The sequence below is a fragment of the Flavobacterium sp. WC2409 genome, from assembly GCF_041200085.1.
GTDB lineage: Bacteria > Bacteroidota > Bacteroidia > Flavobacteriales > Flavobacteriaceae > Flavobacterium.
The window spans coordinates 1,147,249-1,171,880 of the sequence record NZ_CP165625.1; the positions used below are offsets into that span (position 1 = coordinate 1,147,249).

General features: G+C 31.4%; 23 protein-coding genes. 8 read left to right on the top strand and 15 right to left on the bottom strand.

Annotation, left to right across the window (positions count from 1 at the left end; all coding sequences use genetic code 11):
- Positions 1–81 precede the first annotated feature (81 nt).
- Complete coding sequence (locus AB3G34_RS04980) at positions 82–2,547, bottom strand: glycoside hydrolase family 3 N-terminal domain-containing protein (RefSeq protein ID WP_369753628.1); 2,466 nt, start codon at positions 2,545–2,547, stop codon at positions 82–84.
- Between the two features lie 157 nt (positions 2,548–2,704).
- On the opposite strand from AB3G34_RS04980, the gene AB3G34_RS04985 reads away from it, so the two are divergent.
- Entirely contained in the window at positions 2,705–3,451 is a 747-nt protein-coding gene (locus tag AB3G34_RS04985; RefSeq protein ID WP_367769373.1) for an NUDIX domain-containing protein, read from the top strand.
- Positions 3,452–3,552: 101 nt separating this feature from the next.
- Here the strand turns inward: AB3G34_RS04985 and AB3G34_RS04990 are convergent, their stop codons facing one another.
- The 4 genes from AB3G34_RS04990 to AB3G34_RS05005 all read right to left on the bottom strand — a co-directional run bounded on the left by AB3G34_RS04990 (position 3,553) and on the right by AB3G34_RS05005 (position 5,529).
- Positions 3,553–4,020: a hypothetical protein gene (locus AB3G34_RS04990; RefSeq protein ID WP_367769376.1), complete on the bottom strand. Its 468-nt coding sequence runs from the start codon at positions 4,018–4,020 to the stop codon at positions 3,553–3,555.
- 214 nt (positions 4,021–4,234) lie between these two features.
- On the bottom strand, positions 4,235–4,591 hold the full coding sequence (locus tag AB3G34_RS04995; RefSeq protein WP_367769379.1) for a type II toxin-antitoxin system HigA family antitoxin: 357 nt from the start codon (positions 4,589–4,591) through the stop codon (positions 4,235–4,237).
- A 5-nt stretch (positions 4,592–4,596) separates the two neighbouring features.
- Positions 4,597–4,890, bottom strand: a complete 294-nt coding sequence (locus AB3G34_RS05000) for a type II toxin-antitoxin system HigB family toxin (protein ID WP_369753629.1) — start codon at positions 4,888–4,890, stop codon at positions 4,597–4,599.
- A 303-nt stretch (positions 4,891–5,193) separates the two neighbouring features.
- Positions 5,194–5,529 carry a hypothetical protein gene (locus tag AB3G34_RS05005; RefSeq protein WP_369753630.1) on the bottom strand — a complete coding sequence of 112 codons (336 nt, stop codon included), beginning with the start codon at positions 5,527–5,529 and terminating at the stop codon, positions 5,194–5,196.
- A 121-nt stretch (positions 5,530–5,650) separates the two neighbouring features.
- Here AB3G34_RS05005 and AB3G34_RS05010 point away from each other — a divergent pair, with 121 nt between their 5' ends.
- Positions 5,651–7,189, top strand: a complete 1,539-nt coding sequence (locus AB3G34_RS05010; protein WP_369752343.1) for an IS1182 family transposase — start codon at positions 5,651–5,653, stop codon at positions 7,187–7,189.
- A 249-nt stretch (positions 7,190–7,438) separates the two neighbouring features.
- Here the strand turns inward: AB3G34_RS05010 and AB3G34_RS05015 are convergent, their stop codons facing one another.
- The gene (locus tag AB3G34_RS05015; RefSeq protein WP_369753631.1) at positions 7,439–7,858 is read right to left on the bottom strand and encodes a YbbC/YhhH family protein; all 420 of its coding nucleotides are present in this window, start codon (positions 7,856–7,858) and stop codon (positions 7,439–7,441) included.
- A 220-nt stretch (positions 7,859–8,078) separates the two neighbouring features.
- On the opposite strand from AB3G34_RS05015, the gene dcm reads away from it, so the two are divergent.
- Positions 8,079–9,317 carry a DNA (cytosine-5-)-methyltransferase gene (gene dcm, locus AB3G34_RS05020; RefSeq protein WP_369753633.1) on the top strand — a complete coding sequence of 413 codons (1,239 nt, stop codon included), beginning with the start codon at positions 8,079–8,081 and terminating at the stop codon, positions 9,315–9,317.
- On the opposite strand, the gene AB3G34_RS05025 is transcribed toward dcm, so the two are convergent.
- The 4 genes from AB3G34_RS05025 to AB3G34_RS05040 form a co-directional block, all read right to left on the bottom strand.
- Positions 9,303–10,025 (bottom strand): PmeII family type II restriction endonuclease, encoded by a 723-nt coding sequence (locus AB3G34_RS05025; RefSeq protein ID WP_369753634.1) that lies wholly within the window; start codon positions 10,023–10,025, stop codon positions 9,303–9,305. The two genes, dcm and AB3G34_RS05025, sit on opposite strands and share 15 nt — an antisense overlap.
- 224 nt (positions 10,026–10,249) lie before the next feature.
- Positions 10,250–10,774, bottom strand: a complete 525-nt coding sequence (locus AB3G34_RS05030) for a hypothetical protein (RefSeq protein ID WP_369753635.1) — start codon at positions 10,772–10,774, stop codon at positions 10,250–10,252.
- 237 nt (positions 10,775–11,011) lie between these two features.
- Positions 11,012–11,605, bottom strand: a complete 594-nt coding sequence (locus AB3G34_RS05035) for a hypothetical protein (RefSeq protein ID WP_369753636.1) — start codon at positions 11,603–11,605, stop codon at positions 11,012–11,014.
- Between the two features lie 155 nt (positions 11,606–11,760).
- Positions 11,761–13,641, bottom strand: coding sequence for a hypothetical protein (locus AB3G34_RS05040; protein WP_369753637.1), 1,881 nt, complete (start codon positions 13,639–13,641; stop codon positions 11,761–11,763).
- 153 nt (positions 13,642–13,794) lie between these two features.
- Here AB3G34_RS05040 and AB3G34_RS05045 point away from each other — a divergent pair, with 153 nt between their 5' ends.
- The 4 genes from AB3G34_RS05045 (at position 13,795) to AB3G34_RS05060 (ending at position 17,860) form a co-directional block, all read left to right on the top strand.
- Positions 13,795–15,333: an IS1182 family transposase gene (locus AB3G34_RS05045; RefSeq protein ID WP_369753638.1), complete on the top strand. Its 1,539-nt coding sequence runs from the start codon at positions 13,795–13,797 to the stop codon at positions 15,331–15,333.
- 164 nt (positions 15,334–15,497) lie between these two features.
- Positions 15,498–15,695, top strand: a complete 198-nt coding sequence (locus AB3G34_RS05050; RefSeq protein WP_369753639.1) for a hypothetical protein — start codon at positions 15,498–15,500, stop codon at positions 15,693–15,695.
- Between the two features lie 1,233 nt (positions 15,696–16,928).
- Entirely contained in the window at positions 16,929–17,144 is a 216-nt protein-coding gene (locus AB3G34_RS05055; RefSeq protein WP_369753640.1) for a helix-turn-helix domain-containing protein, read from the top strand.
- On the top strand, positions 17,141–17,860 hold the full coding sequence (locus AB3G34_RS05060; RefSeq protein ID WP_369753641.1) for a hypothetical protein: 720 nt from the start codon (positions 17,141–17,143) through the stop codon (positions 17,858–17,860). Before AB3G34_RS05055 ends, AB3G34_RS05060 begins: the two co-directional genes overlap by 4 nt.
- A gap of 2 nt (positions 17,861–17,862) precedes the next feature.
- Here the strand turns inward: AB3G34_RS05060 and AB3G34_RS05065 are convergent, their stop codons facing one another.
- Positions 17,863–19,326 (bottom strand): N-6 DNA methylase, encoded by a 1,464-nt coding sequence (locus AB3G34_RS05065; RefSeq protein ID WP_369753642.1) that lies wholly within the window; start codon positions 19,324–19,326, stop codon positions 17,863–17,865.
- 210 nt (positions 19,327–19,536) lie between these two features.
- Between AB3G34_RS05065 and AB3G34_RS05070 the strand changes: the two genes are divergently transcribed.
- On the top strand, positions 19,537–20,328 hold the full coding sequence (locus AB3G34_RS05070; protein ID WP_369753643.1) for a DNA adenine methylase: 792 nt from the start codon (positions 19,537–19,539) through the stop codon (positions 20,326–20,328).
- Between the two features lie 195 nt (positions 20,329–20,523).
- Here the strand turns inward: AB3G34_RS05070 and AB3G34_RS05075 are convergent, their stop codons facing one another.
- The 4 genes from AB3G34_RS05075 to AB3G34_RS05090 all read right to left on the bottom strand — a co-directional run bounded on the left by AB3G34_RS05075 (position 20,524) and on the right by AB3G34_RS05090 (position 24,625).
- Positions 20,524–20,922, bottom strand: coding sequence for a hypothetical protein (locus tag AB3G34_RS05075; protein ID WP_369753644.1), 399 nt, complete (start codon positions 20,920–20,922; stop codon positions 20,524–20,526).
- A gap of 197 nt (positions 20,923–21,119) precedes the next feature.
- Positions 21,120–21,731, bottom strand: coding sequence for a hypothetical protein (locus tag AB3G34_RS05080; RefSeq protein WP_369753645.1), 612 nt, complete (start codon positions 21,729–21,731; stop codon positions 21,120–21,122).
- A 151-nt stretch (positions 21,732–21,882) separates the two neighbouring features.
- The gene (locus AB3G34_RS05085) at positions 21,883–23,187 is read right to left on the bottom strand and encodes a hypothetical protein (RefSeq protein WP_369753646.1); all 1,305 of its coding nucleotides are present in this window, start codon (positions 23,185–23,187) and stop codon (positions 21,883–21,885) included.
- Positions 23,188–23,362: 175 nt separating this feature from the next.
- Positions 23,363–24,625: an STAS-like domain-containing protein gene (locus tag AB3G34_RS05090; protein ID WP_369753647.1), complete on the bottom strand. Its 1,263-nt coding sequence runs from the start codon at positions 24,623–24,625 to the stop codon at positions 23,363–23,365.
- Between the last annotated feature and the right edge of the window lie 7 nt (positions 24,626–24,632).

The window sequence follows — 24,632 nt, forward strand, 5'->3', positions numbered from 1 at the left end:
TAGTAAAACAAATTCTTTAGAAACAAAAAAATGGGTTCGAAAAATCGAACCCATTTTAAAGAATTATTATAAATTAGTATACTAATGTTTTAAATCAGTAAATTTTAAGTCAGAAGCAAAGGAAGAATTTGTTTTTTCAACAATTGTTTCTTTTGCTAATGTGAATGTAGCCGTATGTTTTGTGTCCAATGAGGAAGTTGCAATTGCTACTTTATAAGTACCTGCTTCAGCAATCCATGCGTTTTTGCTTGTAATAAATGAAGCTAAATCTTTAGGATTTAACGTTAATGTAATTGTTTGACTTTCTCCAGGTTGTAATAAATTGGTTTTACCAAAAGCTTTTAACTCTGAAATTGGTTTGTCAATGCTTTTTGATGGAGCAGAAAGGTATAATTGTACTACTTCTTTACCTGCTACTTTACCTGTATTTTTTACAGTTACTGTAAAATCCATTTTGTTTGTAAATGCTTTTGAGCTCATTTTTAAATTTGAAATATCAAATGTAGTATATGATAATCCGTAACCAAACTCGTAAGATGGTTTTACATGAAAAGTGTTGAAATAACGATATCCAACATAGACTCCCTCTTCATAAGTTACATCAGTAGGGTTTTCTGGAGGTGTTCCAATCCAGTTTTTAGCCGATGGTGTATCTTCGTATTTTACAGGGAAAGTCATTGTTAATTTTCCAGAAGGAGTTACTTTTCCAGAGAAAACATCTGCAACAGAATTTCCTCCTTCTTGACCCGGTTGCCAAGGTAAAAGAATAGCATCCACTTTGTCTTTCCAGCTAGCCGTTTCGATTACACCACCGATGTTTAAAACAACCACTACCTTTTTGCCTTGAGCATGAAAAGCTGCCGAAACGGTATTGATTAAATTGATTTCATCTTGTGCTAAGTTAAAATCTTCTTCAACTTTACGATCATCCCCTTCACCTGCATTTCTACCAATTGTGATTAATGCCAGTTCAGAAGTTTTAGCTTTATTTTGAACGATTTCTGCATTTAATTCTAATTCTGGAAGTCTTTTTGGTGTTGCCAATAAACCTTCTTTTTCACGTCTTTTAGCTTCAATTTCTTTTTGAGCAACCATAAATGGTTTGTATAGTCCTTCTAATTCGGTATCAATTGAAAAACCAGTATTTGTTAAACCTTCAATTAAGGAAATAGAATAGGCTTCATTTACATCACCACTTCCAGTTCCACCAGAAATAAAATCATAAGAAGTAACACCAAAAACAGCTAGTGGAGCTGATTTTGAAGTAAATGGCAATACATTACCTTCGTTTTTCAATAAAACTACCCCTTCTGCAGCAGCATCTCTAGTTACTTGTGCATTTTCTTTTAAGTTTGGTTTATTTGAATAATGGTAATTGTTCATTGCAGGCGATCTCATTACTAGTTCTAAGACTCTTCTTAAATTAATGTTGATGTCTTCTTGAGATAATTTACCATTTTTTATATTTTCAATAATTGCATTTTTTTGAGCAGGTAGACCTGGCATCAATAAATCATTTCCAGCAGTTAGTTGTTTGGTAACATCACTAACAACATCTTTATTCATTATAGCCCCAAATCCGTTGTATCCACCAAACCAGTCAGTCATTACTAACCCTTTAAAACCCCATTCATTACGAAGTACAGTGGTTAATAAATCTTTACGTGCCGATGTATAGGTACCATTCAAAAAGTTATATGAAGACATTACAGTCCACGGTTGTGCCTCTTTTACTGCAATTTCAAAACCTCTTAGGTATATTTCACGTAAAGCTCTTTCGCTAACATGTGCATTAACACCCATTCGGTTTCTTTCCTGGTTATTTGCAGCAAAGTGTTTTATCGAAGTTCCTACACCATTAGATTGTATACCATTTACCATTGCTGCTGCAATTTTTCCAGCGATTAATGGATCCTCTGAATAGTATTCAAAGTTTCTTCCACACAATGGATTTCTGTGAATATTCATTCCAGGACCTAATAGTACATCTATACCATATTCTTTTACTTCATTTCCCATTGCTTTACCAACTGAATTGATAAGTGCTTCATTCCAAGTAGAGGCTAATGCCGTTCCTACTGGAAAAGCTGTAGCATAATAAGTGTTCGCATCGTCTTCTCTAATTGGTTTAATACGCACACCTGCAGGACCATCAGATACAATTACCGATGGAATTCCTAATCTGGAAATTTCAGTTGTACCACCTGCTGAACCAGGAACTTTTGCTGTTTCTTTCCCTGTTGTGAATTGCATTTTTTCCCAATCAAAACCAGGCATTCCGATTCCAATAAGCATACTCGCTTTTTCTTCGTCGTTCATTTGATTAATTAGATCTTGAATTCGATCTTGGGTAGAAAGTCGATAGTCTTCATATTTATCTAATTTTCCGTTTTTATTTAAATCTGAAAAAGTAAAACCATTTATAGTAATGATTGGACTATTTTTCGGGTCATTTATTTCTGGTTTTTTTGTCCAAGAAATCCCAGAAACAACTAACGCTGATAGCAGCGAAGTTTTTACGATTTGTGAAATTGTGTTGTTTTTCATGTGGTTTATTTAATAAATAGTTTTTATTGCTTCAATATGAAGCAATATTAATTATTTTTTTTTAATATTTGTAAAAAAAAGGAGTTTATTTTTTGATTATCAGTTTTTAAAGTAAAAATTATAATCTATTTCGTATTTTCGCAACCAACTTGAAAAAATGGAATTTAATAAAATAATAGAAGAGAAGTCAAATGAAGCTTGGGATATTTATATTCCAAATTTATCTGTTGATTGTGTCGTTTTTGGATTTCATGATGGCATCTTAAAAGTATTGCTTACAAGATTGAAAGAAAAAGATCTTTGGGCGCTTCCTGGGGGATATGTTTTAAAAACAGAAAATTTGAAACAAGCAGCCAATAGAATCCTGTTTAGTAGAACAGGTGCTGAAAATATTTACTTACAGGAATTTAAAGTTTTTAGTGATCTAAATCGGTCAGCTGGTATTTTTGACGAATTTCCAGATACATTATGGAATAAACAGCGATTTCTTTCGGTAGGATTTTATGCTTTAGTCGATTTTCACCAAGTCAATTTGGTTATGGACGATATTTCCGATGCTTGTGAATGGAAAGCAATTGAGGAATTACCCCTTTTTATGATGGATCACAGAAGTATTTTTGATAAAGCATTGGAAACACTTCGCCGACAATTAAATCATAAACCTATTGGTCATAGTTTACTGCCTGAAAAATTTACCATGCCTGAACTTCAAAAGTTGTATGAGATTATTTTAAGTAAAAAATTAAATCGCGGTAATTTTTATCGAAAAATGCTGCGTTATGATATCCTTGAAAAACTAGACGAAAGTAGAAAAGGAGGGGCCCACAAAGCACCCGATTTGTATAAATTTGATTTAGATAAATACCAGTTGGCACTAAAAAATGGATTTAATGAAGGCTGGTAACTTAAACCGCATCTATCTTAACTTATATTCAATTTCAGTGTGATTTAAATAGGTAATTCCACTAAATTCCAGCTCGCTCAAATGGCGGTTATAGACAGTGGTTATTTTTCCGTATATCTTTGTAAAACATTCCGTTTCGAATTGACTTCTTTCCACATTTCAATTTTATAGTAATCGCTTGGATTTTCATCAAAAGCTGTTTCCAAATTTAACGAATAAACACGTATTCTGTATGCGCCATTTTCAATTTCTACTTCAATTTCAATTTCGGAATTTGGGCAGTCCAATACTTGTAAAATTCCAGAATGAATATTTATACTAGCTTCTACTACGTGGTCAAATTCGGCAAAATCTTTAATTAAACTTTCAGAATCTAAAATTTCAAATTCACAATTTACTATTCCTTCATCATTCGCAATTCCAACGCCAATTATTCCATCTTCTATTGCAAGTCTGTCGGTGAATGCTTCGTCAGTCCAAAACTTTTCGGAACCAGTATTTCCTTTCGCATTTTTGTCAGCAATATAGAACTGTCCGTAATCAGTTATAAATTTTAGTTCAAATTTCATTTCAATCTATTTCAGGATTCTGCATTTTTTTCGCATTGGCTATAACGTCAGTTCGTCTAAGAACCTAAATAAACTCTCTAAGAATTCCATATTTTATATTTTTCAAAGATAGGAATCCGAGAACAAAAACTCAAAACTGAGGTTTTTAGACAGTTTGAAGTTATGCCACTTCTCGTCGGTTGCGAGAAACAGCTGTTAGCCGACGTGCTTTATTTCAATATGTTTGAATTAGCACATCTGTTGGAATATTCAATCTCTCATGAAGTTGACGAATCATTTCTAATGAAAGTTTTCTTTTTCGGTTTAAGATTTCGCTTGCTCGACTTTTCAATCCAACAATCTTTGCCAAATCATTTTGATTATAACCCATTTGTTCCATTCTGAATTTTATCGCTTCGATTGGATCTGGTAAACCAATTGGAAAACGTTCATTTTCATATTGATTGATAAGAATTCCCAATACTTCAAGTTCATCGCCTTCTGCTGAACCGAATTTTGCATCAAAGATTGTTTCCAATCTTTCCAAAGCTTGATTATAATCTTTTTCTGTTTTTATAGGTTTAATTTCCATAGCTTTTAAATTTCGTTAGCGTTAATCTTATCATACTCTGCATGCGTTCCAATAAATCGAATCCAAATCATTTGGTAATTATAATTTATCCTTACAATCAATCTGTAATTATTTCCTTTGATATTGAAAACAAAGCGATTATCATTTAAAATACTCGCGCTTGGATATTCTTTTTTTACTTCGTTTGGATTTTTCCATTCAGCGTTGCTGGTTTCCTGAAACCAGGATTTGAGTTGCTGTTCTGAATCTGCATGAACTTCCCAAAAATCTCGCAATATCTTTTTCGAAATTATTCTCAATGTTTAATTTTTTTTTCAAAGATAAACAAAAGTTCCCAATATGGGAAATGCTTATAAGATTTTTGTTATGCACAAAATGCTTCACTTTAATTAAACCAAAGTATTTTCCGCTTTGCTATTTCGCTATATTCTTTTTCGTCGCAAACGATTGCAAAATCATTTACTGCAACGTTTTGCCTTTAGTTTGCGAACTTCGGAACTTTATATTTTCTGTTAAAGATAAAAATTCTTGCGAAACGCAAACGTGAAATTACCACAAAATTCGCAATTGCGAGAAACAGCTGTTAGCTGCTGGGCTTATATTTATTCTGGATTTGGTTTGGTAGAAATTAAAACCACACCTTTTTTTCCATTTTCGCCATATATTACGCTTGCTGTTTTTTTACCCAAAAAGGTTAATAAATAGACATCTTTCTTCTCAATTGGCAAATAAACTGTATCAAGTTCATTTTTGTACTTGAGTGGTATTCCATCGATTACTATAAGTGGAGAACTTGTTAATTGTCCAGCATCTATTCTAAAGTTAATTGAATCCGATAAATAGAATTTTTCACTATTTGCGTCTTTTAAAACAAAAACTTTTCTGTTTGAGCAACTCAGAAAACTTATTGCAATAATTAAAGTTAAAAACTGTTTCATGATTTTAAGTATTTCGTGTGGCCTTGCTGCTAACGTCAGTCTGTGAAAAAACTTTCGTTTGATTCTCAATCAAATATAGCAAAATACTAGAATAAAAAGAGGAATTTTCGTATTTTTAGTCATGCAACACATCACAGGAATTTCCCGCCACCAAATGCGTTTTTCGAGTTTAGAAGACGCCATAAGTACAGATAATCAGGTACGCTTTATCGATGCCTTCGTTGGACATATTGATCTGAGCAAGCTTGGTTTCGCTGTAAAAACGCTTAAGACCGAAGGTCGGCCCAGTTTCAATAGCCAAGTCTTTCTAAAAATCTACTTATACGGTTATCTCAACGGGTTCAGAAGTGGTCGTGACTTAGAAAAAGAATGTTCAAGAAATATAGAAATGCAATGGCTTTTAGAAAATATTCGTCCCAATTACCATAGTATCACTGATTTTAGAAAGAATAATCCTTTGGCTTTAAAAAATACTTTCAAGCTATTTGTTTCCTTTTTAAAAGATGCTAACTTGATTTCGGGAGAAACTATTGCTATTGATGGTACAAAAAGTCGAGCTCATAATAGTAAGAAAGCCAATTTCAACCAAAAGAAAATTGACAAACACCTCGAGTATATTGAATCCAAAACCCAAGAATACTTAACTGCTTTGGATGAAAATGATGTTAAAGAAAGTGCTACTAAAATACAGCACATCCAACAAAAAATAGAACGATTAAAGGGGAATAAATTGCGTTATGAACTACTGGAAGAAAAACTAAAAGCCAGCGGAGAACCACAGATAAGCACCACCGATAGCGATGCTAGAGCGTTATTAGTTCAAGGGCAAGTGGTCGAGATTTCCTTCAATATCCAAGCTGCAGTTGATTCCAAACATAATCTTGTGGTTGCAACTCACACCATTAATCGTAATGATCGCAGTGCATTATCAGCAATCGCTTTGGAAGCCAAAGAAAACTTAGGCATTGAGACTTATACGGCTTTGGTAGACAAAGGTTATCATAATGGCAAACAAATAGAAATTTGCCAGCAAGCCAATATCACTACCATAGTAGCTCAACCTGAACAAGGAAAAAGCAATGAAAATGGAACAACCGCAGCCTATTTAGTTTCCCAATTCCAATACGATAAAACCACCGACAGCTATACTTGTCCAAAGGGCGAAGTATTAAAAACGACAGGTAGTTGGCACAAGAAAAGCAAAGATAGAGATAGTTATAATTTTAAAAAATACCGAACTCCCAAATGCAAAGGATGTTCGGTAAAACATTTATGCACAAGTCGAGCAGGAGGCAGGGAAATAGACCGCAGTCAATATGGGGATGCTGTAGAAGCAAACAATAAACGCTATCACGCAAATGCACAACTCTACCGCAAACGACAGGAGATAAACGAACACATCTTTGGAACCATCAAGCGGCAATGGGGTTACAATTATACCAATTTAACAGGATTGGAAAAAGTAAACGGCGAACACAGCTTAATAATGCTAGTTTATAACATCAAACGCAGTATCAACATCCTGGGCGTTCCTGATTTGATTACCAAACTAAAAAAATGGAACTCACCCTACAAGGCAAAAGTCTTGCTTTGGTTAAAAACGAACTATTTAAGACTGAAATTAGCCTTCGTATCATATAAAACTAAATTAGCAGCGTAAAAAATTAGCCTTCTTACAAGGCTTTATTAGTAGTGTTGCGATATGAAAATTGAGTGATTTTGAGGAAAAAAGGAGGTTTTTTCACAGCCTGACGTTTTGGCGCTTGGCGAAGAAGCGGATTTCGAAGCACTAAACTGTCTGCCAGTACTAAACTTGATATGAAGCACGAAACTTCTTTTAAGCACTGAACCCGCTTTTTTGCCAAACGCCTGTTAGCACCAGTGGTTCGTTCGTGTCGGTCTTTCGTTGTCATTTTCCGTGAGTTATTCTAATTATTTTACAGTCTCTTGAGTCAATGATTATTAAAAATGTCCCACCTAAATATTCTTTTGGAAGTGTTCCACCAATTACCCAATAACTGTCAATGAAGTAAATTTCATATGGTCGCTGTTTAGTAATGTTGTCTTTGCCGTAAATGCTGAAAAGAATTGGTTCTGCTATGTTTATTGCAGTCAAACTGTCTTTAATAATTGAAGTCTTGTTATCAATTACGTTGTGTTGGGATTTGTCGGTAAGTGCCGATTTAAGTTCTTGTTCAGCGTATGATTTTCCAAGTATAGTTATGTCACTTTTTGTCTGTCCACACGCAGTTAATGTGAAAGTCAAAAGTGTCAAAAAGTAAATTGCTTTTATGTTTTTCATTGGTCTGTTTTTATGTCGTCCTACCATTGGTGCTAACGGTTTGCGGCTTTGCGAGGTTGCGAACTTCGTAACCGATTATTTTCCGTTAAAGATAAAATTTATTGCGAAACGTAAACGTGAATTTATCACAAAATTCGCAATCTTGCAAAACCGCTGTTAACTGTTGTTTTTTTCTTTTTCATTTGTTTGGTTATTCCGTTTTTTCTTTTAAATTTGTAACCATTGTGTAAGGTTAAATAATTTGGTTATGAGTGAGTATATGACACTTTCAGAAACTTCTGAATATATTGGTAAAAGTAAAGAGACTTTAAGACGTTGGGATAAAGAAGGTAAGTTGCCTGCAGTACGTGAGCCAATGAGTAATTATCGAGTTTATAGAAAATCTGATGTTGATACTTTATTTGCAGATTTTTTGGATGAAAATATTCAAGAAACAGTTTCAAATTATGTTGAGCCTCAAAATGAATATACTGTTTTAGAGCTTTTTGCTGGAGCTGGTGGATTAGCTGTTGGAATGGAAAAAGCGGGTTTAAAGTGCGTAGCTTTGAATGAAATTGATAAATGGGCTTGTCAAACATTAAGAAAAAACAGACCAAATTGGAATGTTTTGGAAGGAGATATAAAAACTCATAGTTTTAAGGATTATGAAAACAAAGTTGATATTGTAACTGGTGGATTTCCTTGTCAAGCATTCAGTTATGCGGGAAAAAAATTAGGTTTAGCAGATGCAAGAGGTACGTTATTTTATGAGTTTGCGAGAGTTGTAAAAGAAGTCAATCCGCCAATTTGTATTGGTGAAAATGTTCGCGGTTTATTAAGTCACGAAAATGGTAAAACTTTACAAGGAATGATTTCTATTTTAGATGAAATAGGTTATAATGTTGTTCCTGTTCAAGTTTTAAAAGCAATTAATTTTAATGTTCCTCAAAAGAGAGAACGATTGATTTTAGTCGGAATTAGAAAAGATATTGATTTAAAATATGAATATCCTAAACCTTACAAGAAAATATATAATCTAGAAGATGCACTGAAAAAAGGAGATTTGTTTGATTGCGATGTTCCAAAATCAGAAGGATCAAAATATCCAAAAAGTAAAATAGATGTTTTAGATTTGGTTCCACCAAAAGGTTATTGGAGAGATTTGCCGATAGAAATTCAAAAAGAATTTATGGGTGGAAGCTTTCATCTTGGTGGTGGAAAAACAGGAATTGCAAGAAGAATAGGTTGGGACGAACCTTGTTTAACATTAACTTGTAGTCCAGCACAAAAGCAAACAGAAAGATGTCATCCTGAAGAAACTCGACCATTTACTGTTCGAGAATATGCTAGAATTCAAACTTTTCCTGATAATTGGAAATTTGAAGGTTCAGTTGCTCAGCAATACAAACAAATCGGAAATGCCGTTCCTGTTAATTTAGGAAAAGAAGTTGGTTATTCAATTATTAAGTTTTTGAATAGCTATTATTCTAGTTTAAAAATGAAATAAAGGAGAATTTCTAATTTCTTCTGTTAGTTCATCACAACCTTTAGTAATAAGTTCCTTTGTGTCAAGATTGTTTATGCATTCTTGAAGTGAAGCTACTAAACCATTGTAAAAATCTGGAAATCCAGTTATCATGTGCCAAAAATCCTGCCCAATTATTACAGGGTGAAATTTGTCTATTTCTTTATAATGCATACTTAATTCACTAGTTTCACCATATAAAACACCTACTATAAAATCTGTATTATTTATGTTTTTAAGTGCTTGATTAGTTCTTGCTAATTGAATAGTGTTAGTAAATTTTCTTATTAGTGGCTTTACATCTTCTGAATTAATAGTATTTGGTCCTGATTTTAATTGACACCATTTTTTTCTATTATCTCTTTTGTCAGTAAACTCAATATCCATTCCAGGAATTAATGAACCATCAGCGATTTGTAGTTGAACAAACATATTCTGAATTCTAGTTCCGAATGATGTATTTATTGATGTTCCTAAAACTCTTGGATAAAAAAGTGCTTTTGCTACTCCTTCTGGACTATAATTACCTTCTAAAACTTTAGATAAATATTTAACAACAATTGGATTTATGTTGTATGATTTAAGTCTAGAATGAATTGCAAGTGATGCATTTATGTGATTTTCAAAAATGTATTTTTCAAAGTATTCTACAATTTCACTTAAAAGTTCCTTTTCTGTTCTATCTGCCATTTGAAATTCAAAATTAATTAGAATGCTAAAATACTATTTTTATTTGAATTTTTTGGATGTATTGATTATGACGATTTTGAGGTAAAATAACAGTTAACGTTTTGCTGCTTTGAGATGGCTGGAAGTTCGTAAACGCTCAGTTTTCGGCTTAATGAAAACTTGATGCGAAACGGTAATTCCACTAAACTCCAGCTAGCTCAAAACAGTTGTTGTGCGTTCGGCTTTTATGCTAGTAACCAAAATCTCCAACCATTCCAATAATTCCCATAATTATCTTCAAAAGTAAGGAACTGATTTGTTTTTGGTATTCCATTTTTTACGGCATAAGTATTATATTCTGCTTCAGTTGTAAATTCGGTTAGTTGATCTATTTCCAAATTGTAAACAAAGTAACTATTTTTATAATCGTAAAAATCACTGTCGTAATTTCCGCACAGTATTTTTCCGTCATTTTTAAATTTGGTAGTATAAATTTCATAACCATCTAGACTTTTCACACCTTCAAAATTCGCGTATTTTGTCCAATTTATGTTTGAAATTTCTTTGTCATAACCTATAGGAATTCTTGCGCTATCACCAAGTTCGTGATTTCCCCAATATGAAAATAAAAAGATGAATAAGCTAATTGAAACTAAAAATCCAATTGTAAACCAAGCAATTTTTTTTCGATTTAATATTTTCTCGATAAAAGTATTCGGCTTAAACTTCGCTATTAACTTTAAAAGATAAATTATTATTGTAGCGTGCAAACATCCCAAAATTGAGATTTTTATAAGTTCAAACACAAAATGAATTAATACTTCCACTGTTTCCTAAATAATTTATTTTTCCACTACGATTTGCCAAGTTGACGCACAACGTGTCGCTGCTTTGAGATGGCTGGAAGTTCGTAACCGCTCAATTTTCGGCTTAACGAAAACTTGATGCGAAACGATAATTCCACTAAATTCCAGCTAGCTCAAAACAGCTGTTGTGCGTAGTACTTGTTACTCGATAATTTTTTCTACCGTTTTGTTTAGTTTCCATTTTCCGTTCGATTCGAGCTTATATATAAATATTCCTGTTTCTCCCCGTGTGCCACATTCCACAATTGCTAAATCTTTTTTTAAGTTAAATAAAGGAACATATATAAAACTAATACATTTATTGTCCTCATTAATTTTCTTCCAAAAGCTTTTCTTCTTTTTTTCTGAATAAAATATTGTGGTGTCAATTTCAATAACCTTTTTGTTTTCTACAAAAGATTGATCTAAGATAAAATGATTTCCATTTTTGTATTGTTTTAAGATGAATTTTTTCTCATTTTCGTTGAAAATTGTATCAAACTTTTTAATAAAAGTCGAATCATAATTTATAAATACGGTTGTTTTTCTATTTATTACTGCATCACAATTCTTTATTATGTTTTCTTTGTCTCTATTCAAAAGTGCTGAGTTGATTACTGCGTAAACTAATTTGTTATCGACAATTTCAGAATATACCTCTTGTGTTTTAGATTTAGTATTTTCATTTTCTAAATTGTTTTCATTTTTACATCCTAATAAAAGTATGAATGAAATAAGTAGTAGAATGTTTTTCATTTACGCATTTTTTTTTTGTATTACGCACAACGTTTTGCCACTTTGAGATGGCTGGAAGTTCGTAACCGCTCAATTTTCGGCTTAACGAAAACTAGATGCGAAACGATAATTCCACTAAATTCCAGCTATATCAAAATGGCTGTTAGGTGCTGGCGTTATTTGTTGAGTAATATTTTTAGTTTATTAAATACTTTAACCTCAATTTTACTTTCCAACGCTGTCTTTGTTGGTATCCAATCCATCCACCTCATAAATCCAAAAACTCCTATTAGCGCTGAAACAGTCCAAATCGAAATATTGAAAATATCATTATCAAGAGCGGGTTTTAGAGTTTTAAATAATATTGATAAACTTATTAAAATAATTGCAATAAAGTAAAAAACAGCTGTTGCTATAAATTTTGAAAACTTTGACAAATTGTTATCAATTTTAGAAAGTTTATTTTTTTCTTCATCAAGTTCAGCCTTCATTTTAAGTTCAATATCCTCTAATATTTCACCGGGTGTTCTGTCAGTATAAACTTCTATATCGTTAAGTGTTTTCTTTTCAAGTAGAGAATATGCTATGTTCGAAGAATTTAGCAAGTAAAATTGTTCGTTAGTAATTATATTTTCTTTGTGCATTTTTGTAATATCTTCATAAAACTTATGCAACAGTTTGTTGTCTAATTCAATAATATTATAGCATTCACTCATTAGTTGTTTTATATTTAAATTATCGTTTTTTGTTGGATAATTTGCCCATAAAATTGTCGATAAAAATATATCAGTAACACATACTGGAATTGTAGATTTATATTCCCATTCTTTTTGCTCATATTTTTTTGTAGCATAAGCAATTAAATCATTGTTAGTTAAAAAAATTGCTTTAGCATTTTTTAAGCTTATTGCTTGATTTGATTTCCTAATTTTAAAAATATTAGATATTGATTCTACATCTCTTTCAATTTGATTTGATTTGTACCACGGTAATTTGTAGCTATCGTTTGAGCCTTGATATAATTCTACTATACTGTCTGTTAGTTTAGTTTCGTCTATTTGATATTTCCATTCAGTACCAGAAGGAAAATCTTTTTTTTCAATCTTGTAACTTTTAAGAATATCTTCTAATTGGTTTAGCTTTATTTGTAATTGTTGTGCAGAAATATTTTCTCTTAATGCCGTTCTTAAAACTCTAGAACTTTTTGCTAAAATATAATCGTTTTCATTTAATCTTCGGATCGTATCTTGAATTGTTTTAAAAAGCTCTCCGTAATTAATTTCAAAAATTCTCAATTTTGCTTTGTTAGCATTTAAAGTTGTTAGTAGTTCTTGTGCTAACAATAAATTTGATTCACCATTTAATGCTAGTAGACTAAAAAGAATTGGAGCATCTAAATATATTTCTACGTCTTCTAAACTACCAGAAAAACTATTAATATCTTCATAGGTAATTAAAGAAGCGATTGCATATCCTTGAGCTAACTTTAAAACGATAGAAAATTTTTCAGGATCTTCTTTTTGAATTTCAGTTATAAATTTTGCAATTATGTATTTTGCTTTTTTGCTTTCTGTTACTTTAGGTAATACACTTTTACCATCATTATTAGCAAAGAGCAAATCTAGATCATTATCTCTGAAAAAGTTTATTAAACCTAATTCGATATCTTCCGTACTTATATCAATATCGAAATTTTCTTTACTATATTTTTTAATTTCAATTACTAATAATCTAAAAGATCTATCTAAATTTTCACGTTCACTATATTTTACATTTTCAGAAACTGCATCAAAATGAATAAAGTATTCATTAGGAGAATTTTTAGTTAATAATCCATTTTTTACCATTCTTTTCAGCAAACTTTCGCAAGCACCAAGTGAAATATTTATTCCGTAATATTCTAGTAAATCGGATTGTGTTTTTTCTCTACAAGTTAAATTATCAGTATCTTTTTGTAACGTATGGCATACTAATGGTACGTAACTGTCAAAAATATCCTTTTTGTAATTATTCCAATTATATGATAGTAAAGCTAAACCAAATAGAGTTTTATTCATGAAAAATATTTATTTTTTGTAAATTATTGTTGTTTTCAGTTCTCGTGAGCCACGCTTGCACCTAACGTCAGTCTGTGAAAAAACTTTCGTTTGATTCTCAATCAAATATAGCAAAATACTAGAATAAAAAGAGGAATTTTCGTATTTTTAGTCATGCAACACATCACAGGAATTTCCCGCCACCAAATGCGTTTTTCGAGTTTAGAAGACGCCATAAGTACAGATAATCAGGTACGCTTTATCGATGCCTTCGTTGGACATATTGATCTGAGCAAGCTTGGTTTCGCTGTAAAAACGCTTAAGACCGAAGGTCGGCCCAGTTTCAATAGCCAAGTCTTTCTAAAAATCTACTTATACGGTTATCTCAACGGGTTCAGAAGTGGTCGTGACTTAGAAAAAGAATGTTCAAGAAATATAGAAATGCAATGGCTTTTAGAAAATATTCGTCCCAATTACCATAGTATCACTGATTTTAGAAAGAATAATCCTTTGGCTTTAAAAAATACTTTCAAGCTATTTGTTTCCTTTTTAAAAGATTCCGACTTAATAGGCGGTGAAACCATAGCCATTGATGGCACAAAAAGTCGAGCTCATAATAGTAAGAAAGCCAATTTCAACCAAAAGAAAATTGACAAACACCTCGAGTATATTGAATCCAAAACCCAAGAATACTTAACTGCTTTGGATGAAAATGATGTTAAAGAAAGTGCTACTAAAATACAGCACATCCAACAAAAAATAGAACGATTAAAGGGGAATAAATTGCGTTATGAACTACTGGAAGAAAAACTAAAAGCCAGCGGAGAACCACAGATAAGCACCACCGATAGCGATGCTAGAGCGTTATTAGTTCAAGGGCAAGTGGTCGAGATTTCCTTCAATATCCAAGCTGCAGTTGATTCCAAACATAATCTTGTGGTTGCAACTCACACCATTAATCGTAATGATCGCAGTGCATTATCAGCAATCGCTTTGGAAGCCAAAGAAAACTTAGCCATTGAGACTTATACGGCTTTGGTAGACAAAGGTTATCATAATGGCAAACAAATAGAAATTTGCCAGCAAGCCAATATCACTACCATAGTAGCTCAACCTGAACAAGGAAAAAGCAATGAAAATGGAACAACCGCAGCCTATTTAGTTTCCCAATTCCAATACGATAAAACCACCGACAGCTATACTTGTCCAAAGGGCGAAGTATTAAAAACGACAGGTAGTTGGCACAAGAAAAGCAAAGATAGAGATAGTTATAATTTTAAAAAATACCGAACCCCCAAATGCAAAGGATGTTCGGTAAAACATTTATGCACAAGTCGAGCAGGAGGCAGGGAAATAGACCGCAGTCAATATGGGGATGCTGTAGAAGCAAACAATAAACGCTATCACGCAAATGCACAACTCTACCGCAAACGGCAGGAGATAAACGAACACATCTTTGGAACCATCAAGCGGCAATGGGGTTACAATCATACCAATTTAACAGGATTGGAAAAAGTAAACGGCGAACACAGCTTAATAATGCTAGTTTATAACATCAAACGCAGTATCAACATCCTGGGCGTTCCTGATTTGATTACCAAACTAAAAAAATGGAACTCACCCTACAAGGCAAAAGTCTTGCTTTGGTTAAAAACGAACTATTTAAGACTGAAATTAGCCTTCGTATCATATAAAACTAAATTAGCAGCGTAAAAAATTAGCCTTCTTACAAGGCTTTATTAGTAGTGTTGCGATATGAAAATTGAGTGATTTTGAGGAAAAAAGGAGGTTTTTTCACAGCCTGACGTTTTGCGGCTATACGAGGTTGTTGCCGAATTAAAAAACAACCTCACAAATACAAACTAATATTTAAAATTATGACTGATATTTCAAAAAAAACAGAATTGCAACAATCTTGTATAACCGCTGTTATGCCTCGTTATTTTAAGTGCAGATTTTTCAAAGGACAAATACTACATTCAAAAATATTAGAGGCTAAAGACGAAGAAGATATTAAGACTGTTTTTGGTAAAAAATACCCAAGCCGTCACCTTTTGGAGGCAATCGAGGTATAATGAGGCATAACGGTTCTCGGCTTTGCAAGGTTGCGAACTTCGTAACCGATTACTTTCCGCTAAGATAAATGTTCTCGCGAAAAATAGACGTGAATTTCCCACAAATCTCGCAATCTTGCAAAACCGATGTTGCAATAAGTTTTTTCGGCACAATACTTCTAGTTATTCTATTTTTTTACCGCAATACATTTCGCTGCAAACTGCATCGCTTTCATTGAAGCAAATTACTTTCTGCTTAACGATTCCGCTATAATTTTTTGGACGCAAACTGCATCGCTTTCATTGAAGCAGATTACTTTCTGCTTAACGATTCCGCTATAATTTTTTAGACGCAAACTGCATCGCTTTCATTGAAGCAGATTACTTTCTGATTAACGATTCCGCTATAATTTTTTAGACGCAAACTGCATCGCTTTCATTGAAGCAGATTACTTTCTGCTTAACGATTCCGCTATAATTTTTTAGACGCAAACTGCATCGCTTTCATTGAAGCAGATTACTTTCTGATTAACGATTTTGTAGTGAATTTTTCAGCGCAAAATTCGGCAGAAATTTATTGCAACGTTATTGTGCTTTGCCGTGTTTTGGGGTTTTGAAAACGGGTATTTTCGGCTTAACGAAAATACAAATTAAAACGATAATTCCACTAAAGCCCCAAATACGGCAAAACGCATGTTGCTGTGAGTAATTATTTCAATAATCGTCCTTTCTGCAATTATTTTTTCCGCAATACATTTCGCCACAAACTGCATCACTTTCATTTAATCAGATTATTTTCTGCTTAACGATTCGATTCTGCTAGAATATTTTTGGGCGCAAACTACTTCACTTCATTAAACCAAAGTATTTTTCGCTTCACGATTTAATTCAGCTAGAATATTTTTCGCCGCAAACGGCATCACTTTCATTAAACCCAATTATTTTCTGCTTAACAATTTCATTCTGATTTTTCAGCGCAAAATTTGCAAGATTATTCACAGCAACGTTTCGCCGCTTGGCGAGGTTGCGAACTTCGTAACCGTTTATTTTCTACTAAGATAATATTTCTTGCGAAACGTAAACGTGAATTTACCACAAAATTCGCAATCTTGCCAAACGGCTGTTGTAGGATGCCCTTTTTTCCACTGCAACTCATTTCGAGGTATTTAATTTTTGTCTCATTTCGTACAATGCTAACTTTAGTATGTTGTTAAGCATTGTAAATACATATAGTTTTGCATACTTTAATTAGCAATGAAAGAAAAATCTAAAATATTAATAAATTTTGGTGATAAGGTTAGAGAAGTCAGAATTAAAAATGGACTTTCTCAAGAACAACTCGCTCATTTAGCAGATGTTCACAGGACTTATATAGGGATGATTGAAAGAGCTGAAAAGAATATTACTCTTATTAATATTGAAAAAATTGCTACAGCCCTTGGTGTTAATATAAATGAATTAATAAAATGACAGCAGAACAAATAGAGGAATTACGTATTGGATTACAAGAGAGTTTTGATTTATTAGTTGCTAAGATTAGTACAATTCAAATAGGCACAAAAGAACAATTCCCTTTTGGGTGGAGAAAAGCAGCAAAAGGAAGAACCGTTTGGAGAATTTTAGAAGAATTAATTACTCAAAATTTAGAGCAATACCATACAGAGTTTAAACTACAAAGTATAGTTCCTTCTGAATCTGAAATATCAGTTTATGATTTTGAATGTAAAATAGAAGGTAATAATACTCCCATATTTATCAATATCAAATCAGCAGTTCTTGGTGGAAGAAAAAATAAAGACGATATATCAAAAGCTGTAGGGTTAGAAGAATTTTATGCTACAGACATTACAAAAACTTTTTTCATTGGAACTTTTTTTATAAAGTTTAATGATGATATGACAATTGAAATTGACCACGCAACAGTATTTCCTTTAGCTTGGATTAAGGATATTTATGTAAATCCAAGTAATAATGGTAATTTACAATCTGCTTATTATAAAGATATTAATGATGCGGTAAAAAGGTCAAATTCAGAATTTCACTCATTATTTATAAATGCTTTAGGATATGGGCAAAGTAAAAAGAATGCAAAACCGGGAGATATTATTAGAGAACCAGATGGGAAATATTTCAAAAAAATAAACAACAGATGGAAAGAAGTTGGTGAAACTGGCGAAGAGTCTTAATATTAAACTCTTTTCGATAAATTTAAAGCAAAATCTTCAATCTTATTGATTATATTTTTATCCAAATTTAAATTTGTATAAATAATTAAATTTATTTTTGTAATAGCTTCGTCAATATCTAAGTTTGAGTTAATAACTTCTTTTGAAATTAGAGATAATTGTTTTTTTTCTTCAATTGTAAATGGTATAATTGGTAATTGGGAAATATAACCTGATGTAACCATATTTGACCTAATAAGTATTCCTCTTACCAAATAAGTGATTAGATGGCTGTTTAAATATGATAACATCCAAAAAAGGTCTTCTTCAGTCGTAAATATATTTGGATTTACCCCAAATGTTGAGTTTTCGGGTAAGTAACAAGCACTAAAAGTTAATCCCATTGAAGAGCAAGTAATACCTTCTTTAAGAACAAATTGCTTGTTTCTAACCATAAAATCTTTAACTACTAAAGACTCTTCCATAAAGTGATTAATTAGATAAGCATCTTCTTCAGTTTTAAATTTTTTCGAACCAGGATTTTTATAAAAAGGAATTTCAAATCCTTTCTTTCGTTCTTTCGATAAGTATTTTTTGTCGTTCCCAGTTGATATTCCAGTGATACAATTAAAAACGTGTCCTAATCGTGGGTTTTTAAATAATGCTAAAATATCGGCATCAATATCAATTATAAATTGATTTGCATTTTTTTGTTTGCTTAAAACTATACTATCTAAATCAGTTGTAATAAATTCTCTGTTTTCAAGAATACTTTTTAAATGATTTGAATTTTTAGGTCTGTTAACGATTTCAATTTTATTTTGAAATTTTATACCTTTTTGTAAAATCAAAATACAAGTTCTTACATCGGCTTTTTGAGACCAAAACAAATCGTTAGGACATAGTATTAATTGATGAATTGAACATTCTTCAAGTATTTGTTGTCTTAATCCAGAGTGCATTGTAGAAGTTAAAAATGAATCTGAAATAATTACTCCGATTAAAGCACCTTCTTTTGCACAATCTATAATTGCAGATAAGAACATAGAATACATATTATGTACTCCAACTTTCGGAAAAATGCTTTTTAGTTCGTTTTTATTATTTTTTATATAGTCTAATTCGTGACAATTATAAGGAGGATTTGCAATATAATAATCGTAATCTAAATTTATGGAACTTTCAAAAAATAAGGATTTTTTTTGCTCTTTATAAAATTCTATAAAATCTTGTTTTTTAAAATTTGAGTATTGAATATTTCCGTGTTCTATAATATCAAAACTATCAATATGTTTACCGTGAATGAAAAAAGTTTTAAGTAATTCTTCATCACCAACAGCTGGGTCAAGAACTTTTCTGCCAAATGGATTTAAACTTAATAATTCAGAACTTATATAATCACAAATAAAATTAGGAGTGGAATAGTATCCAGAATCTCTTTTGTCTATTCCGTTAGAATTTATTAATATTTTCTCAAATCTCCCCATTACGTTTTGCTAATTATAGTATGCAAATTTACGTATTTATTTCCACAATAGCAAGTGTTTAATTTTAGGTTTTTTCAACGTTCCGTGTAGCTATAGGGTTTCCTACAACGTATGGTGCTTTGCTTCAGTTGTGCCTATGCGGTGCGTATGTTCGGCACAATTGAGCAAAACACTTGTTATGCAAAGTTGTTTTAATTAAAAATAAAAAATATGATATTAAGAAGATTAGGAAATAAACAAGCAATAGCTTCTGAAATACAAAAGTATTTCCCTGAACATAGATTTTATGTTGAGCCATTTTTTGGAGCTGGTGGAATGTTTTTTAATAAACCAAAAGCAAAATATAATATCCTTAATGACTTGGATAGTGATGTTTGTAATTTGTTTCAAGTTGTAATAAACGAAAAGGAAAATTTAAAAAAGCATTTTTATTCAATGCCTGTTCATTCAGATTTATTGGATTATTGGAAAAAAAATGAAGAAACCGAACCTATAAAAAAAGCATTAAGATTTTTATTTATTAGCAATTTTACTCTAAATGGAACAGGTTCTGCAATTAGACACCAAGTAAGTTCTGGAGCTGGAGGAGTTAAGGATTTTAAAGATGGTTTTGAAGTGGAAGTAGAAAACACATTTAAATTTTTATACGATTGTAATTTTACAAATTTTGATTTTAGAAAATTTTTATCAAAATTAGGTTTTCAAAATGATGGCAGGAATGATGAAAATAAAACCTTTATTTATTGCGACCCACCATATTTAGGAACGAATGACAATTATAGTAATTCATTTACTGAACAAGATAGCATTGATTTATTTGACTGCTTACAAGCCACAGGTTGCAAGTTTGCAATGAGTGAATTTGATAATGAGTTTATTCTTAACCAAGCAAAAGAACGAGGTTTAAATGTAATAATTATTGGAGAAAGAAAAAATTTAAAAAATCGTAGAACTGAAATATTAATAACTAATTATGAAAAACAAAAAGGACTTTTCGATTAAGCGGTTCGTCCTTACAATTTTGCATAACGTTATGCCACTTTGAGATGGCTGGAAGTTCGTAAACGCTCAATTTTCGGATTAACGAAAACGTGATGCGAAACGATAATTCCACTAAATTCCAGCTAGCTCAAAATGGCGGTTAGCAGCTGATATTTTTCAGTTTGGTTGTTAAATTAGTAGTATTTTTTTACTTGTCTAATATTTTTTAAATCTATCATATATAAATGCATTTACAAAAACCAAAAACCACGTAAAAATTATAAATAATACTACCAAAATCATTTTTGTAAGTTTTTTTCTTTTGGATTCATTTTTCCACCTTTCGTCATACTTATCATATTTGTCCTTATAGATTTTACTGTTATAATAATCCATTCCAAAAAAGAGTAAAACAATAAATGCTATTTCGTAGATGTTAAATTTTCTTCTAGTTTCAGGAAAAATAGAAATGTATATTGCCATTAATATATTTCCCAAAATTAGAAACTGACATACTGTTACGCTTAGAATTGCGTTATTTTGATTTCCATTTTTAAAATTCAATTTTGCAATTCTATAGAAGAAGTATTCGAAGAATGTTTTTATTATTTGCATTTTTATTCAGGTAATTTATTTCTGATTTTTGGTCAATCTAATTTTATATTTGCTGCTAACGTTATGTGGCTTTGCAAGGTTGCGAACTTCGTAACCGATTATTTTCCGTTAAAGATAAAATTTCTTGCGAAACGTAAAAGTGAATTTACCAGAAAATTCGCAATCTTGCAAAACCGCTGTTATGCAACGTTTTTATTTCAGTAAACTATGCAATCAGTAGTTTTTAAATAAAACCCATTGCTTTTTATGTTTTCAATATTTCCATTCTTATTAATAGATAAAGTAAAACTCTCTTTTGATTCTGGACAATTGTTATATTTCATCATTTTAAGCTTGTAACCATCGTTTTGTTTTACAAATCCATTTCCTTCTTCTGAATTTTGGTCAATGTCATATTCATTTATTTTTCCAATCAAATAGGCTTCATATACATTATCAATCTTATCAATGAAAGTTTTTAATTCTTTTTCTGACTGTATGATTTTCCATTGGTCATTTTCCAAATAAGTAATTCTGTAAACACAAAGTGATGGATGACAACCTGAAAAAAATCCATTTAAATTAAATTCATTTTTCGGAATGGATATATTTTCTGTATTTCCTTTTGAAAATAAAATTTCAAAATCCAACTCCTCAGTTTTATAATTTGGAAAGTGTTCAACTTGCCAATATTTGACGTTATTATTTGGTATAATTTTTTGTAACAGAACTTCGTTTTCCGCATTTTTTTCTGATAACCTTTCGAAATGTTGATTACATGAGCAAAAGAATAAAATATAAAAAATTGTTGTAATTATCTTTAATTTCATTTGTCAGTTTTTAAATGTTGCATAACGTTATGCCACTTTGAGATGGCTGGAAGTTCGTAACCGCTCAATTTTCGGCTTAACGAAAACTTGATGCGAAACGATAATTCCACTAAATGCCAGCTATATCAAAATGGCGGTTGTGCGAAGTATTTTATCTTACGTATACTTTTTCGTGAATTCCCCATGTTTTGCTTAGTTGTATAAATGGACAAGCTTCAGGTTCATTCATTTTTTTGAAAGGATTTGTTTGACATAATTCGTTTGTTGGATTTTGTTTAGCAAAATTTTTAGAACAAAACCCATATAAACCAAATTCATTTTTAGCAAATGCATTAAACAACAATTCAGATGCCGCAAGTAAAATGTATGTTTGATTTGGGATTTTTTTTAATTTTCTGGGCGGAACAAAACCACCATCATTAAGCTCATTTATAAAAAAGGGTGTTCCTAAACTCTTAATTATTCGTTTTAGTTCAATGGTGAACTTTCCTTTAGAATTAATTAAATTCAGAATGAAAGTTGGGTTTTTTATGCGAAGTTCTCTCGCATTTTTCAGGATGTGCAAAAACCAATTTAACTCATTTATAAAAATTTTAGATTTGAACGCATCATTGTAATCATATTTTATTTGATCATAGATATAATTAAACAATTGTATTTGATTGTCAAATTTGCCCAATTTCCCATCATAACTTATGTCCTTAAAAATATAATTGTAAAATTCGGTTGGGTTTTTTGGATATACTTTTTGTTTAAGTCTTTCAATAGTTTCAAAAAAAAATTGTGCTGGATAAAGGTTCATTAATGAAGCATCACATAATAAAATTTTTAAATTATCATTATCTTTTAGTTCAGGTAACTCTTTATCAATTATTAACTCTGCTATTAAATATGGAATATCTGGATGCTGTATACTTTGGAAACTATTTTGAATTTTATGAGCAACATATTCTTTTAAAGCAATAGTTCCAAAATGATATTTTTCAAACTTATGAGTATCAAAATCAGTAAATTCAATGAAATATTTATTGACAATTATAAGATTATTATCACTTATATCCGTAATTTCTGTTTTTTCAGAACTATAATTTTCATATCTAACTCTGTTTCTTATAAAACCAGATTGACCTAAATATATTGAGTTTAATTTATTTAGAGATTCTCGATTGTAATCGTTATCAATAGTTAGAGGCAAATTTATTATATCATCTTCATTCTCTTTAATTTTTGAAATTGTATATTTTAAAAATTGGATATAAAATTGGGATGAATATAAACCACTTGTTGTTGTAAAATTCTGTAAAAAATGAATATATTCATGTAAAAACGTTGAGAAAACTGGACTTTGTTTTGATATTAATTGATTTAAATTTCCTAAATCTTCCTTAGTATGTATTTTAATATTCAGAAATCCTAATGTATAGTAACCTCGTTGTTCGTTTTCTAATGTTATCATTGTATTATAAGTTATTGTTTTCAGCGATTTCGGGTAATATTTCGCACAACGTTATGCCACTTTGAGATGGCTGGAAGTTCGTAAACGCTCAATTTTCGGCTAAACGAGAACTTGATGCGAAACGGTAATTCCACTAAATTTCAGCTAGCTCAAAATGGCGGTTGGGCGACGCTTTTTATTCTTCATCTTTTTCTTGAGTTAGCCTTTGAGCAATTGCTTTGTCTAATAGTCCTCGTACCAAATTTTCCATTCCTTGATTTCTAACTATTGACGAAAAAGACATTGCACCCATTTCTAAAAAAAGTTTACCAATCAATTCATCTGCGAAACTACTTGAAATTACAGGTACACCTGACCAATCAATTATTAGAGGGTAGTTTGGTCTAGCGCTCATTAGATTCTTAATTTTTGTTCTAATTTGTAATCCTGATTTTCTTGAACCAAATCCTGTCGATTCCTCTTTCATTATTAAAATTAAGCAATCTTTATCTTGCATTTCATATTGCATTTCTACAATATCGACAGGAATATAAGTGCTTTTATTTCCATCGAAATCAAGTGCTTTAGATATTGAGAAGTCGTCTGTTATTTTAATTTGTCCGCAAACAATAGTTCCTTGGTATTTACTATAAATAAAAGGTTTTTTTACAGTTTCTTCTTGTGTAACTACAAGTCTACCGTTTCCACTAGTAATGTCAAATGAACCGCCAGTCATTGTAGTAACTCTTAAAGAACCAGCTAATCCATTTCCTTGACCAAATTTCGGGTTTCTAGTTACGCCAGCTTTGACAGCTTCGCCAATTGCGTCTAATTCAGTTCTTAAAGATGGATAACCTTCTTGCATTGATTTTAATATTCCTCTTCCTGAGTCTGCAATTGCAAATGCAATTGTTTGTTCGCCGGGATAAGTACTAGCTTGTATTATACCGCCAAATTTTGATTCTGAATGATTTAAAACATTGTCAGTTATTTCATTTATTGACCATTCAAGACCAGATAAAATATCTTTTGGTACAGGCATACTTCTAAGAACTACATCCATAAAATCATCAACTACCTTTTTTTGTTGTTCAGCATTTTCAAACCGTCTTGTTACTAGATGTCTATCGTGTGTTGATTCGGATTTTTCAAATTGTTCAGGAGATAGATAATGAGCCCAATTTACACTTCTAAATAATTTTCTAGTTCCATCATTTTTTGGCAATTTCACATAAATTGTGATACCTTTTTTTCTTACCAAATCTAAACTTGTGATTATAGGGAGAACACCACTTGGGTAAGCTCTTTCAACTCTTTCAAAATCAATGGTTAGATTTTTTTTTCCAGTTTCATAAAATTTATCTAATGCTGAACAAAAATCTTTCACGTTAAAAGCATTTAATTTTCCCGTTAGTTGAATAGCAGGTTCGTGTTTTCTAAAATAACAGGTTTTAAACATTAATTTT